At 65.8% G+C, this 14,382-nt stretch carries 13 protein-coding genes; 9 read left to right on the top strand and 4 right to left on the bottom strand.

The features are described from left to right. Positions 1 to 39 precede the first annotated feature (39 nt). From AC3WMU_RS03225 to AC3WMU_RS03215, 3 genes are all read left to right on the top strand, one after another. On the top strand, positions 40 to 579 hold the full coding sequence (locus AC3WMU_RS03225; protein ID WP_424625481.1) for a TRAP transporter small permease: 540 nt from the start codon (positions 40 to 42) through the stop codon (positions 577 to 579). After that, entirely contained in the window at positions 576 to 1,874 is a 1,299-nt protein-coding gene (locus AC3WMU_RS03220) for a TRAP transporter large permease (RefSeq protein WP_492281800.1), read from the top strand. The genes AC3WMU_RS03225 and AC3WMU_RS03220 overlap by 4 nt, the downstream gene beginning before the upstream one ends. A gap of 82 nt (positions 1,875 to 1,956) precedes the next feature. Further along, positions 1,957 to 2,985, top strand: a complete 1,029-nt coding sequence (locus AC3WMU_RS03215; protein WP_424625480.1) for a DctP family TRAP transporter solute-binding subunit — start codon at positions 1,957 to 1,959, stop codon at positions 2,983 to 2,985. 140 nt (positions 2,986 to 3,125) lie between these two features. On the opposite strand, the gene greB is transcribed toward AC3WMU_RS03215, so the two are convergent. The 3 genes from greB to AC3WMU_RS03200 form a co-directional block, all read right to left on the bottom strand. Further along, entirely contained in the window at positions 3,126 to 3,674 is a 549-nt protein-coding gene (gene greB / locus AC3WMU_RS03210) for a transcription elongation factor GreB (RefSeq protein WP_006225222.1), read from the bottom strand. 68 nt (positions 3,675 to 3,742) lie between these two features. Continuing rightward, positions 3,743 to 4,588, bottom strand: coding sequence for a 3',5'-nucleoside bisphosphate phosphatase (locus AC3WMU_RS03205; protein WP_280028186.1), 846 nt, complete (start codon positions 4,586 to 4,588; stop codon positions 3,743 to 3,745). 70 nt (positions 4,589 to 4,658) lie between these two features. Continuing rightward, positions 4,659 to 5,594, bottom strand: a complete 936-nt coding sequence (locus AC3WMU_RS03200) for an alpha/beta fold hydrolase (RefSeq protein WP_492281799.1) — start codon at positions 5,592 to 5,594, stop codon at positions 4,659 to 4,661. 321 nt (positions 5,595 to 5,915) lie between these two features. Between AC3WMU_RS03200 and cfa the strand changes: the two genes are divergently transcribed. Continuing rightward, complete coding sequence (gene cfa / locus AC3WMU_RS03195; RefSeq protein WP_006225225.1) at positions 5,916 to 7,106, top strand: cyclopropane fatty acyl phospholipid synthase; 1,191 nt, start codon at positions 5,916 to 5,918, stop codon at positions 7,104 to 7,106. A 72-nt stretch (positions 7,107 to 7,178) separates the two neighbouring features. Here the strand turns inward: cfa and AC3WMU_RS03190 are convergent, their stop codons facing one another. Next, entirely contained in the window at positions 7,179 to 8,798 is a 1,620-nt protein-coding gene (locus tag AC3WMU_RS03190) for a GMC family oxidoreductase (protein WP_488703775.1), read from the bottom strand. A gap of 190 nt (positions 8,799 to 8,988) precedes the next feature. Between AC3WMU_RS03190 and AC3WMU_RS03185 the strand changes: the two genes are divergently transcribed. From AC3WMU_RS03185 to nirD, 5 genes are all read left to right on the top strand, one after another. Next, complete coding sequence (locus AC3WMU_RS03185) at positions 8,989 to 9,876, top strand: LysR family transcriptional regulator (RefSeq protein ID WP_035213337.1); 888 nt, start codon at positions 8,989 to 8,991, stop codon at positions 9,874 to 9,876. Between the two features lie 106 nt (positions 9,877 to 9,982). Then, a complete protein-coding gene (locus tag AC3WMU_RS03180) occupies positions 9,983 to 10,582 on the top strand; it encodes a DUF4304 domain-containing protein (protein WP_424625476.1) in 600 nt (199 codons plus the stop codon). 73 nt (positions 10,583 to 10,655) lie between these two features. Then, positions 10,656 to 11,135, top strand: coding sequence for a VOC family protein (locus AC3WMU_RS03175; protein ID WP_006225229.1), 480 nt, complete (start codon positions 10,656 to 10,658; stop codon positions 11,133 to 11,135). Between the two features lie 330 nt (positions 11,136 to 11,465). Further along, complete coding sequence (gene nirB / locus AC3WMU_RS03170) at positions 11,466 to 14,027, top strand: nitrite reductase large subunit NirB (RefSeq protein ID WP_424625475.1); 2,562 nt, start codon at positions 11,466 to 11,468, stop codon at positions 14,025 to 14,027. Next, on the top strand, positions 14,027 to 14,380 hold the full coding sequence (gene nirD, locus AC3WMU_RS03165) for a nitrite reductase small subunit NirD (RefSeq protein ID WP_088591175.1): 354 nt from the start codon (positions 14,027 to 14,029) through the stop codon (positions 14,378 to 14,380). Before nirB ends, nirD begins: the two co-directional genes overlap by 1 nt. Positions 14,381 to 14,382: the final 2 nt, after the last annotated feature.

Below are 14,382 nucleotides of genomic sequence, written 5' to 3'. Positions count from 1 at the left end.
TAGAACGCGCGTCAAGCGCCGAAGCCGTCGCCTCACCCCATGTCCCGCCCCGAAGCCCCCGCCGAGCCTGTCGAACCGATCATCCCCGTTGAAGCAGATCCCGCCGTAAAGGTGCCGCTGGCCATCGAAGACTGGCTGGCCGTGATCTTGCTGGCCACGCTGGCGCTGATTACCTTCACGAACGTGCTGGTGCGTTATTTCACCGACCAGTCTTTCGCCTGGACGGAAGAGATCTCGGTGTTCCTGCTGATCGTGCTGACGATGGCGGGCGGCAGCGTGGCCTTCGTGCGCAACCACCATATCCGTATCGAGATCCTGGCGGACAACGGCTCGCCGCGCCGCCAGCGCATCATGGCGTTGATCGCCAACAGCTGCGTGCTGGCATTCTTCGTGCTGCTGACCGTGCTATCGGTGAAGCTCGTGTCGGACGAATTCATTTATGAAGAGACCTCCCCCGCGATCGGCGTGCCGACCTGGTGGTATTCCGTCTGGCTGCCCGTGATGGCTGCGGCGATCTCGCTGCGCACCGTCGGCATCCTCCGCCGCATCGCGCGTGGCGCAGGGACCGACGCCAAATGATCGCCTCCATCCTCTTTATCGTCTTCATCATCCTGATGCTGATCGGCGTGCCGGTCGGCGTGGCGCTGGGCATCGGCGGCACCGTCGCCATCGTGCTGTCCAACCTGGACACGCCCTGGTATGGCCTGTTGACCGTGCCGCAGAACTTCTACGCCGGCCTGGCTAAGTACCCGCTGCTGGCCATCCCCATGTTCGTCCTGGTCGGCTCTATCTTCGACCGGTCGGGCGTGGCCAAGCGGCTGGTGGACTTTGCCATCGCCATTGTGGGCCGCGGCCCCGGCATGCTGCCGCTGGTGTCTATTGCGGTCGCGATGTTCCTGGGCGGCATCTCGGGGTCCGGACCGGCGTGCGCGGCGGCCGTGGGCGCGGTGATGATCACCGCCATGTCGCGCGCGGGCTATCCGGGCTCGTTTTCGGCCTCGATCGTGGCGGCAGGCGCCGCCACCGACATCCTGATCCCGCCGTCGGTCGCCTTCATCATCTATTCGGTACTAGTGCCGGGCGCCTCGGTGCCCGCGCTGTTCGCCGCCGGCATGATCCCGGGCATCCTGGCCGGCCTGGCCCTGATCGTTCCGGCCGTCTGGCTGTCGCGCAAGTACAAGATGGGCGCGCTGGAATCTCACCTGCCGCGCCCGCCCTTCTGGGCCAGCCTGCGCGAAGCGTCGTGGGGCCTGGCTGCTCCGGTGCTGATCCTGGGCGGCATGCGCATGGGCTGGTTCACGCCCACCGAAGCCGCGGTCGTCGCCGTGTTCTACGGCTTGTTCGTGGGCGGCTTCATTCACCGCACCATCAAGTTCCGCGATCTGTACACCATCCTGCGCGAAGCCGCCGAGCTGTCCGCCGTGATCATGCTGGTGGTGACGTTGGCGGGCATCTTCGCCTGGGCCCTGTCCACGCTGAGCGTGATCGACCCGATCACCCACGCCATCGTCAATTCCGGGCTGGGCGAATGGGGAGTGCTGTCGCTGTTGATCCTGCTGCTGATGACGGTGGGCATGTTCCTGGACGGAATCTCGATCTTCCTGATTTTCGTGCCGCTGCTGATGCCGATCGCCAATGCCTACGGCTGGGATCCGGTGTGGTTCGGCGTGATCCTGACGTTGAAGGTGGCGCTGGGCCAGTTCACCCCGCCGCTCGCCGTGAACCTGATGGTGTCGTGCCGTATTGCGCGCGTGCCGATGGAATCCACGGTGCGCTGGGTGGTGTGGCTGCTGGGCGCCATGTTCCTGGTGCTGGTGGCGGTGCTGGTATTCCCGCAACTGGCGCTGTGGCTGCCGCATAAGTTGGGCTATTGAAGCTGGGCTATTGAAGCTGGGTTATTGAAGTGCTGGATCTCAAGACAACAACAGACACACTCGCAGTGAGAGGAGACATCGCATGAACTTCCGCAACCTGATCGGCGCCGCGCTGTGCGCCGCCGCCGTCGTCGGCACGGCGCCCGCCATCGCGCAAAACTACAAGCCCGAATACAAACTGTCCATCGTCGTGGGCACCACCTTCCCGTGGGGCCAGGGCGCCGAAATCTGGTCCAACCTGGTGCGCGAACGCACCCAGGGCCGCATCAACATCAAGGTCTATCCCGGCACCTCGCTGGTCCAGGGCGACCAGACCCGCGAATTCACCGCGATCCGCCAGGGCGTGATCGACATGGCGGTGGGCTCCACCATCAACTGGTCGCCGCAGGTCAAGCAGTTGAACCTGTTCTCGCTGCCCTTCCTGATGCCCGACTACGCCGCCATCGACGCGCTGGTGCAAGGCGACGTGGGCCGCGAAATGTTCAAGCTGATCGAGAAAGCCGGTGTGGTGCCGCTGGCCTGGGGTGAAAACGGCTACCGCCAGCTCAGCAACTCCAAGCGCGACATCAAGAAGCCCGAAGACATGAAGGGCATGAAGCTGCGCGTGGTGGGTTCGCCGCTGTACATCGACACGTTCACGGCGCTGGGCGCCAACCCCACGCAGATGAGCTGGGCCGATGCGCAGCCCGCGCTGGCCAGCGGCGCGGTGGACGGCCAGGAAAACCCCCTGTCCATCTACACGGGCTCCAAGCTGTACACGGTGGGCCAGAAATACCTGACCCTGTGGAACTACGTGGCCGACCCGCTGATCTTCGTAGTCAACCGCGAGGTCTGGAATTCGTGGTCGGAAAAGGACCGCGACATCGTGCGCCAGGCCGCGCTTGACGCCGGCAAGCAGCAGATCGTGATCGCGCGCAAGGGCGTCACGCCCGAAGACCCGTCGCTGCTGAAAGAGATCGAAGGCCACGGCGTGACCGTGACGTCGCTGTCGCAAGCCGAGCACGACGCCTTCGCCAAGGTCACCCAGCCCGTCTACGACAAGTGGAAGAAGCAGATCGGCGAAGACCTGGTCAACATGGCCGAAAAGTCGATCGCGGCGCGCAAGAAGTAAGCGGCGCGAGTCAAAGGAACTGAATTAGCAGCAAGCCCCAGGGGAACGACGGCGCAAGCCGCCACACCGAGGCAGGGACGTCAGATCCCTCCCAACCAAACAGGCGCCGGCCACAAGCTGGCGCCTGTTTCCTTTTTGGGCTACGGGTAGCTGACTTCCAGGATGTCCAGCTCTTCGATCCCGCCCGGTGTGCGCAGCACGACCGTATCGCCTTCGCGCGCCTTGATCAGCGCGCGCGCCACCGGTGAAATCCAGCTGATCTTGCCGGCCAGCGGTTCGGCCTCGTCCACGCCGACGATGGTGACCGTGTGGTCTTCGCCGGCCTTGTCCGAGTACGACACCGTGGCGCCGAAGAACACCTGGTCGCGGTTGGGTTGCGCGGCGGGGTCCACCACTTCGGCGATATCCAGCCGTTTGGTCAAAAAGCGCATGCGGCGATCGATCTCGCGCAGGCGCTTCTTGCCGTACAGGTAATCGCCGTTCTCGGAACGGTCGCCGTTGGACGCCGCCCAGGACACCACTTGCACGACGGACGGACGCTCCACATTCATCAGGTGCGTCAGTTCGCCGCGCAGGCGTTCATAGCCCTCGGGGGTCATGTAGTTCTTGGTGCCTGCCGGCAACGCCTGGGCTTGCGGCAGATCGTCGTCGTCCTCGTTATCGGACTCTTTAACAAAGGCTTTGTTCATGGCGCATGCGCCGCAAGGGCGCGCTCACAATCGATGGCTTGCAGGATGGGCGGCGATGACCGCCCGCGTCAGAACCAGTCGTGCCAGACCGGCTTCAGGTCGGACGGCAGCGGCGGCAAACGGCCCAGGTCCATCCGGCTTTCCTTGGGGCTATGGAAATCCGACCCGCGCGAGGCCAGGAACCCATAGCGGCGCGCAACCTCGGCGTATTGGCGGGCTTCTTCGGCGGTATGGCTACCGGTGTTGACCTCGATGCCCAGCCCCCCCAGTTGCAGGAATTCGTCGAACAGCGCGGCGAATTGCAGCGGGGTGTACTTATAGCGCCCCGGATGCGCGATGACGGCGATGCCGCCCGCGCCGCGGATCCAGCCCACGGCTTCGGCCAGGGTGGCCCATTGCATGGGCACGTGGCCGGGCCGGTCGTCGCCCAGGTGCTTGGTGAAAACGGTTTGCACGTCGGGGCAGTAGCCGGCTTCGACGAGATACCGCGCAAAGTGCGTGCGGCTGATCAGTTCGGGATTGCCGGCGAACGGCAGCGCGCCTTCGTAGGCGCCGGGCATGCCCATGTCCGCCAGGCGTTCGCCGATGCGCTTGGCGCGTTCGGCGCGGCCAGAACGGGTCTTGCGCAAACCTTCGACCAAGGCGGTGTTTTCCGGGTCGAAGCGCAGGCCCACGATGTGCACCGTCAGGCCGGCCCAGGTCACGGAAATCTCGACACCGGTGGCAAAGCGCATGCCCAGGTCCTTGGCCGCGCTGGCGGCTTCGGCCAGGCCGCCCACTTCGTCATGATCGGTCAATGCCCAGACGTCCACGCCGTTGGCATGCGCGCGCTGCGCCACATCGCGGGGCGCAAGCGCGCCGTCCGAGACGGTGGAATGGCAATGCAGATCGATGTTCAGGGTGGGCGATGTCATGGGTCTATTGTAGAGAAGGCCCGGCACCCTGGATAGCGCCGGGCTGTCCCCATAATCGCAGGGCGGACGATCAGGCCAGGAGAAACGCCGCGACCGGGTCCACCTGGCTGTCGGCGATCAGCGTGGGCGCATGCCCCACCCCGGGCACTTCCAGCGCCTGGGCCCGCGGGTTGCGCTTGAGCATTTCTTCGACGGTGGCGGGCGTCAGCAAATCGGACAGCGCGCCGCGCACGATCAGCACGGGGCAGGACACCGCGTCATAGGAGCGCCACAGGATCTGTTCGCCGGCAGCCAATTCTTCGGGGGTCTGGGCCGCCAGCGGCTGGGCTAAGGCCAGATCGTAGTGCTTGACCCATTTGCCGCCGTATTCCGGGTACAGGTACTGGGCCAGGTCCGCCCATTGCGCGTCGGTGTGCGGCCCGAAGGTCTGGGAATTGGCCCGCATGGTGGCCACGGCTTCCTCGAACGAAGCGAATTCACCCGGTTCGCCCACGTACTGGCCAATGCGCGACAAGGCGCCGGTTTCCAGACGCGGCCCCACGTCGTTCAGCACCAGCTTGTCCAGCCGGATGCCTTGTCCGGGCGGCAACATGCCCACATGCGGACGCATGGCCTGCAAGGCGCCGGCGAACGCGGCGGCGCCCGACAGCGCCAGGCCGACCAGCCCGCCCATCGACGTACCCACCCAGGCCAGCCGGGCCGGACGCAGGCGCGCGATCAGCGTGACCATGTCGGACACGTACTGCGGCACCGTGTAGAAAGCGGGATTGGCCAGCCAGTCGGATCGGCCACGGCCCACCACGTCAGGGCAGACCACGCGGTAGCGCCCGGCCAGCCGGCGCGCCAGCGCGTCGAAATCGCGCCCGCTGCGGGTCAGGCCGTGCACGCAGAGCAGCACCTGGTCGTTGGCGGGATCGCCCCATTCCCAGTACGCCATCCGGTGCAAACCGGCCGGGCTGGCGCAGGTGACGAATTCCAAACGAGGTTGCAGGCTGGCGTCCACCATCAAAACACTCCACGGATCGGCGCAAGCCTGAAACGGCGGCGCACTAAGGCGGACTAGTGTAATCGCGCCAGTCGAACAATCACATGAACGGCACGGGGATGTGGCCGCCGCGCCGCCCCCCGCTGCCCGTGCTGGACACCCGGCCCGCGCCTCGCTACGATCAAGCCCATCCTCTTAGGCGCACCCGCAGCACGGTAGGAAATTGCCGTTTCCTATCGCGCCGATCCAATCATTAAATTGGAGTTGCCTGCCCGTTAGGGCGAGAGTAATGAGCTTCAGGCATTGCCAGATCAGTCATCCCAAAATTGATATGGAGTCCGTATGCAGCAAAGCAGTCCCGTCTCTCCGCTGACCACCGATCATTCCCCCCCTCCCGCGGTCAGCCCCCCTCCCCCCGAACCGCCCAAAGTGCTCCAGGACGTGTTGTCCCGGGCCGACGTCCTGATCAACGGTCCGCGCCCCTGGGACATCCAGGTGCATGACAAGCACATGTACGAGCGCGTCTTCGCCAGCTGGTCGCTGGGGCTGGGCGAGTCCTATATGGATGGCGAGTGGGATTGCGAGCAGCTGGACGAGCTCTTCACCCGCCTGCTGCGCGCGGACATGGGATCGGCCGCGCTGGGCGTCGCCCGCATCAAGCTGATCGCCGAACACCTGCGGCACAAGCTGTTCAACCTGCAGTCCAAGAACCGCGCCTTTGAGGTCGGCGAACAGCACTACGATGCCGGCAACGACGTGTTCGAGGCGATGCTGGACAGCCGCATGATCTATTCCTGCGCCTACTGGGAAAACGCCCAGACACTGGAAGAGGCTCAGCTGGCCAAGCTGGACATGATCTGCCGCAAGCTGCAGTTGAAGCCGGGCGAGACGCTGCTGGACATCGGTTGCGGATGGGGCGGGCTGGCCAAGTTCGCCGCCGAAAACTATGGCGTCACGGTCACGGGCGTGACGGTGTCGAAAGAGCAGCTGGCGCTGGCGCAGGAGCGCGTCAAGGGCCTGCCCGTGCAACTGCTGCTGCAAGACTACCGCGACCTGCAAGGCAGTTTCGACAAGGTGGTGTCGGTCGGTATGTTCGAGCACGTGGGGCCGAAGAACTACGACACCTACTTCAGCAACGTGCAGCGCCTGATGGCGCCCGACGGCATCTTTCTGCTGCATACCATCGGCATCGCCGCCACCAGCCAGAGCACCGACCCCTGGATCGACCGCTACGTGTTCCCCAACGGCAAGTTGCCGTCCGCGCGCGAGATCGCCAGCGCCGTCGAACACCGCTTCATCATCGAAGACTGGCACAACTTCGGCGCCGATTACGACCGCACGCTGATGGCGTGGTGGGACCGGTTCGAACGCGCGTGGCCCACGCTGCAGGAACGCTACGGCACGCGCTTCTACCGCATGTGGAAATACTATCTGATGTGTTGCGCCGGCTTCTTCCGTTCGCGTGAAGGCCAGCTTTGGCAGGTGATGCTGACGCATCCGCAGCGGAAAGACACTTACCGTTCTTTGCGTTGAACGCCTGACAACACCAAGAACAACGGGAACCTCGCGGTTCCCGTTCTTCTTGTGCCTTATTAAACCGTTTCCTCATCCCCTGCCCGCGTCTTCGCGAATCATATCTGCCGCCCGCTCCGCGATCATGATGGTCGGCGAATTGGTGTTGCCCGACGTGATCAGCGGCATGACCGACGCGTCGGCGATGCGCAGGCCCTCCAGTCCGAAGACCCGCAGCCGCGCGTCGACCACCGCGCCGCTGTCGGCGTCCTTGCCCATTGCGCAGGTGCCTACCGGATGGAAGATGGTGGTGCCAATCTTGCCGGCCGCTTCGCGCAATTGCGCGTCTGTCTGGTAAGCCGGCCCGGGCAGCCATTCCTGCGGCTGATAGCGCTGCAAGGCCGGGGCCGCCGTAATGCGGCGCACCAGCCGGATCGAATCGGCGGCCACCTGGATATCCGCTTCCGTACTGAGGTAGTTGGCGGCGATGACCGGCGTCGCAGCTTCCGGCGTGCCGGCCGGGCCCTGCGCATGGATGCTGCCGCGCGACGTCGGCCGCAGATTGCACACGCTGGCCGTGAAGGCGTCGAAGTCGTGCAGCGGTTCGCCGAAAGCACCCAACGACAGCGGCTGCACGTGGAATTCCACGTTGGCGCGCGACTGCCCGGGGTCGGACTTGGCGAACGCCCCCAGTTGGGACGGCGCCATGCTCATCGGCCCGCTGCGTTTCAGCAAATACTCCAGACCGATGCCCGTCTTTCCCAGCCACGACGAGGCAATCCGGTTCAGCGTCTTCACGCCGTTGACCTTGATGATGACCCGCAGCTGCAGGTGGTCTTGCAGGTTCTCGCCCACGCCGGGCAAGGCATGGCGCAGCGCGATGCCGCTTTCACGCAGCCGGGCGGGTTCTCCGATGCCCGACAGCTCCAGCAGATGAGGCGTGTTCACCGCCCCCGCCGCCATCACCACTTCGCGCGTCGCGCGCACGGTCAGGCTTTGGCCGCCGCGCCGCAGTTGCACGCCGACGCAGCGCTTGCCCTCGAACACCAGTTGCTCGGCCTGCGCGCCCGTCATCACATGCAGGTTCGGGCGTTTGACCACCGGGCGCAGGAACGCTTTGGACGTGTTCCACCGCCAGCCGCGCCGCTGGTTCACTTCGAAGTAGCCGCTGCCGAAGTTGTCGCCCCGGTTGAAGTCCTGCACGCGCGGAATGCCTTCCTGCTCAGCCGCGCTGGCAAAGGCTTCCAGGATGTCCCAGCGCAAGCGTTGGGACTCGACGCGCCACTCGCCCCCGGCGCCGTGGAATTCGTCGGCGCCGCGGTGATAGTCCTCGCTGCGCTTGAAGACTGGCAGCACCTGATCCCAGCCCCAGGCCGGGTCGCCCGAAAGCGCGGCCCAGTCTTCGTAGTCTTCACGCTGGCCGCGCATGTAGATCATGCCGTTGATGGACGAGCATCCACCCAGCACCCGGCCCCGAGGGTAGATCAGCGAACGGCCACCCAGCCCCGGTTCCTTGACCGTGCGGTACATCCAGTCCGTGCGTGGGTTGCCGATGCAATACAGGTATCCCACCGGGATGTGGATCCAGTGGTAGTTGTCGCGGCCGCCGGCCTCCAGCAGCAGGACCCGGGTGCCCGGGTCCTGGCTCAGGCGGTTGGCCAGCACGCAGCCGGCCGACCCCGCGCCCACGATGATGATGTCGTATGTCTCCATAAGCTCTTCTTATCTGGGTAGCGGCGCTTTTGGGGCTGCCGCCACGGTGAGCCGACCCGGCTGCGGCGTCTGGACGCGCGCCGGGCATCTGGCGTGACTCTGGCGCAGCGGCCCGGAACTGTCCAATGAAATGTTGAAAAACGCTTTATAAGCATCTTTAATAATGCATACCCCCTTTCCGGACACCGCCATGGACCTCAAGCACATCCGGACCTTTGCCGCCGTGGCGCGCGAAGGCAATCTGACGCGCGCGGCCGAGCACCTGCATCTGACCCAGCCCGCGCTCAGCCTGCAACTGAAGAACTTCCAGGAATCCCTGGACCTGACCCTGTTCTCGCGCACCGCGCAAGGTCTGGCGCCGAATGCGGACGGACGGGCGTTGCTGCCGTCAGCGCAACGCGTGCTGGATGCGCTGGACGACTTCCAGCGGGCCATCGGCGCCTTGCGCGATACCGTGCAAGGCGAATTGCGCATCGGCACCATCCTGGATCCGGAATTCCTGCGGCTGGGCGCCACCCTGCAATACCTGGTTGAGCATTACCCGAAAATCCGGCCCACCCTGCGCCACGGCATGTCGGGGTCGGTCGGCCGGCAAGTGCGCGCCGGCGACCTGGACGTGGGCTTTTGCCTGGGTCCGCCGGCGCCTGCCGCCGGCCAGCCGGGCCTGCAAGCGCTGCCGCTGGCGTCGTTCGCCTATTACGTGGTGGCCCCAAAAGGCTGGGGCGCGCAGGTGACAGGCCGCGGCTGGGCCGAAATTGCGGCGCTGCCGTGGATCTGGACCCCGCCCGATTCCGTGCACCACCGCCTGCTGACGGACAAGTTCGATTCGCTGGGGCTGACCCCCAACGCGGTGGCCGAAGTGGACCAGGAAGCGTCCATGCTGGACCTGGTGCGGTCGGGGGTGGGCTTGTCGCTGGCGCGGGATTCCATCGCGTTGCGGGAGTCCCAGGCCAACGGGCTGCTGCTGGTGAAAGGGCTGGCCATCCAGGCAGAACTGTCTTTCGTCACCCAGACCGCGCGCCGGGACGACCCGCTGGTGGCCGCCGCCTTTGACGCCGTGCAGGCGGCGTTCGCCTGACGGCGCTGCCGCGTCTATTCCCGTTTCAAATGTCACGATTTTGCGCACGACCCGGGCGCGGCGGAAGTTCAATAATGTCCCATTCTTGACGACCCCCCAAGCCCCTATGCCTGCCGTGACCCGCGCCGCGTTCCTCAAACTGCTGACGAAACGACTCTTCCCCGTCCTAAAGGCGGAAGGGTTCGAGGGCTCGGGGCAGACCCTGCGGCGCATCCGCGGCCCGGTCGTCCATGTGTTCAACATCCAGGCGGCCAGCGGCGGCAAGGCCTGCTATCTGAACCTGGGCGCGCACTTCGATTTCCTGCCCGGCGAGGGCGGATCCTTCGTGCCCCCCGACCAGATCGAGGAGTCGCATTGCCTCTTCCGCGACCGCATCGACCCGCCTCCAGGCGAAGCCTTCGGCTGGGCGTACGGCGCAGATAGCGCGCAGGCAGAAGAGAACGTCGAATTCATCGTCAGCGAATGGACCCGGCAGGGCCACGCATTCTTCGCGCCGTACGACACCTATCCCGCCAGTTGCGAACGCCTGCTGCAACAGACGGACCCCGACCAGATTCACCCCGCCAAGACGCTGCACATGGCACGTATCGCCCTGCACCTGGGCGAAGCCGACCGTGCGCGCGCCTTCGCACAGTCCGGCCTGGCACGGGCGCCGCAAGCGGCCACGTCGCTGAAGGCCAAGTTGGAGCAAGTGCTGGCGGGCTGACGGCGGCAAGCCCAATGCGTGTCTGCCGAACGGACGGGCCAGCCAGCAGCAGTTCAACCTCAGGAGACACACGATGCTCAGTAAAAATACGATTTGCCTCTGGTACGACGGCGATGCGCTGGAGGCCGCGACGTTCTACGCCAAGACGTTTCCGGACAGCGCCGTCAAGGCGGTCCACCGTGCCCCCGGCGACTATCCGGCGGGCAAGCAAGGCGATATCCTGACTGTCGAATTCACGGTCATGGGCATACCGTGCCTGGGCCTGAACGGCGGCCCAGGCATCCAGCACAACCAGGCCTTTTCGTTCCAGGTCGCGACCGACGACCAGGAAGAGACCGACCGCCTGTGGACCGCGATCATCGAAAACGGCGGCAGTGCAAACGTCTGCGGCTGGTGCCAGGACAAGTGGGGACTGTCATGGCAGATCACCCCGCGCATCCTGTCCGCCGCGATCATCGACCCGGACCCCGCCGCGGCCAAACGCGCGTTCGAAGCCATGATGACCATGGGCAAGATCGACATCAGCGCGATCGAGGCGGCGCTGCGCGGCTGACCCGTCACGCAAGTCAGCGCGGCAGGCATCGCGCCAAACCGGTGCGGCGTGCACCCCACCCTGCACCGGTTTGACGCATGACTGCGCGCCGGGCCGTTCCGCCGCTTGGTCGCATCACCGCCTTTTCCTGCCGCGTGCCCCTATGAAAACGCGGACAAAATCCGCCCACCCAGGCCTATTGCATTTCGCTGGCACGGACCTTGCTTAAGTGTCCATGCAGGCCGCAAGGCCCGCACCACAACTCGAGCAGTTCCGGCAAAGGCGCCCCGACCGCAAGGTCCAGGGCGCCTTTTGCCTTTTTGATTCACGTATCCAAGCCTGGGGAACTTCATGAAAGCAGCGGCCACTTCCGATTCCTTGCAGACCCTGGTCGTGATCGGCAACGGCATGGTGGGGCACCATTGCGTCGAGCAGCTGATCGCCCGCGGCGCGCTGGCACGCTATCGCATCCACGTCTACGGCGAAGAAACCCGCCGCGCCTACGACCGCGTGCATCTGTCCGAATACCTGAACGGGCGGGACGCCGAGTCGATGGCGATGAGCGGGGCCGAGTTCTATACACAGGATGGGCTGACGCTGCACCTGGGCGAGCCGGTGCTGGAGATCGACCGCCAGGCCGGGGAAATCGTGACAGCGACGGGCCGCCTCGCCTATGACAAGCTAGTGCTGGCCACCGGCTCTTACCCCTTCGTTCCCCCGATCGCCGGCGCCGAGGGCGCGTCCCGGCTGGTGTACCGCACGATCGACGACCTGGACCTGATCCGCGCGGCGGCCAGCGGCGCGCGGCGCGGCGTGGTCGTGGGCGGCGGGCTGCTGGGGCTGGAGGCCGCCAATGCGTTGAAATCGCTGAACCTGGAAGCCCATGTGGTGGAATTCGCGCCGCGCCTGATGCCGGTGCAGCTGGACGACGCCGGCGGCGCCGCGTTGCGCGCCCGGATCGAGGCGCTGGGCGTGGGCGTACACTTGTCGCGCGCCACGCAGGACATCAAACCCGGCACGCGCTACCGCTACCGCATGCGCTTTGCCGAAGGCGAGCCGCTGGAAACCGATTTGATCGTGTTCTCGGCCGGCATTCGCCCGCAAGTGACGCTGGCGCGCCAGGCCGGGCTGGCGCTGGCCGAACGCGGCGGCGTGGCCATCGACGACCGCTGCCGCAGCAGCGACGACCGCATCTACGCCATCGGCGAATGCGCGGCCTGGAACGGCAGCGTGTTCGGGCTGGTGGCGCCGGGTTATCAGATGGCGCGCATCGTTGCGGCCGATCTCTGCGACGCGCCGGAACAAGCGTTCTCGGGCGCAGACATGTCGACCAAGCTGAAATTGCTGGGGGTGGACGTCGGGTCCATCGGCGACGCGCACGGCACGACGCCGGGTGCGCGCAGCTACCGCTACATCGATGAGGCCGGGTCCAGCTACCGCCGGCTGGTAGTGTCGGCCGACGGCAAGCGCGTCCTGGGCGCGGTGCTGGTCGGCGACAACCGCTATTACGACACCCTGCTGCAGTATGTGCAGAACGGCATCGCGCCGCCGGCCGATCCCGCCGGCCTGATCTTGCCGCTGGGCCAGGCCGCGCCCGCGCTGGGCGTGGATGCGCTGCCGGCGACTGCCACCCTCTGCTCCTGTCACAACGTCAGCAAAGGCGCGGTCAGCGCCGCCATCGACGGCGGCTGCACCGATCTGGCCAGCGTCAAACGCTGCACGAAAGCGGCCTCGGGCTGCGGCGGCTGCGCCAGCCTGCTCAAGCAGGTGGTGGAACACGAACTGGCCAGCCGCGGCGTCGCCGTGGACAAAAGCCTGTGTGAGCATTTCTCCTACACCCGCCAAGAGCTGTACGCCATCGTGCGCGTGGGCGGCGTCGAAACCTTCGAGGCCCTGCTGGCCAGCCATGGCAAGGGGCACGTAGGTTGCGACATCTGCAAGCCTGCGGTCGGCTCCATCCTGGCATCGTGCTGGAACCACCCCATCCAGGACCCGCACCTGGTGCCGCTGCAAGACACCAACGACACCTTCATGGCAAACATGCAGAAGAACGGCACGTATTCGGTGGTGCCGCGCATTCCCGCCGGCGAGATCACGCCCGACGGCCTGATCGCCATCGGCGCGGTGGCCAAGAAGTACAAGCTCTACACCAAGATCACAGGCGGCCAGCGCATCGACCTCTTCGGCGCGCAACTGCATGAACTGCCCGACATCTGGGCCGAGCTGATCGCCGCCGGCTTCGAGACCGGGCACGCCTACGGCAAGTCCACCCGCACCGTGAAATCCTGCGTGGGCAGCACCTGGTGCCGCTATGGCGTGCAGGACAGCGTGCAGATGGCGCTGGATATCGAACACCGCTACAAGGGCCTGCGTTCGCCGCACAAGCTGAAGTTCGCGGTATCAGGCTGCACCCGGGAATGCGCCGAAGCGCAAAGCAAGGACATCGGCGTGATCGCCACCGAAAACGGCTGGAACCTGTACGTGTGCGGCAACGGCGGCATGCGCCCGCGCCACGCCGAGCTGTTCGCCACTGATCTGGATGACGCCGCGCTGATCCGCACCATCGACCGCGTGCTGATGTTCTACATCCGCACGGCCGACAAACTGCAGCGCACCTCCGTCTGGCGTGAATCGCTGGAAGGCGGCCTGGACTATCTGAAGGACGTGGTGCTGAACGACAGCCTGGGTCTGTGCGCGGAACTGGACGCCCAGATGCAACTGGTGGTGGACCGCTACGAATGCGAGTGGGCCAACGCACTGAACGACCCGGAAAAGCTCAAGCGCTTCCGCACCTTCGTGAACGATCGCGGCGGCGACCCCGACATCCAGTTCGTCCAGGAACGCGGCCAGCCCCGCCCTGCCCCGGCGCGCGCACCCGCGCGCGTCATCCCCATCGCAGAGGAAATCGCCTGATGAACGCTCCCGCCCTCGCCCCTTCCCGCTCCTGGCGTCCCGTCTGCACGCGGCAGGATCTGGTAGCCCAGTCCGGCGTCGTCGTGCTGGTGGATGGCGAACAGATCGCCCTGTTCTACCTGCCCGGCGCCGAAGGCCCCGATTTGTACGCCATCGAAAACCGCGATCCGAAATCGGGCGCAAACGTCATCGGCCGCGGTCTGGTCGGTCATATCGGTGGCGAACTGGTGGTGGCCTCGCCGCTCTACAAGCAACACTTCCGGCTGGCCGACGGCAGCTGCGTGCAGTTTCCGGAGCAGCAGCTGCGCACCTGGCAAGCGCGCTTTGCCGGCGACGCCGTGGAAATCGCCTGACA

The organism is Achromobacter sp. FW305-C-13 (assembly GCF_058783475.1).
This window is presented reverse-complemented; position numbering and strand designations above follow the sequence as displayed.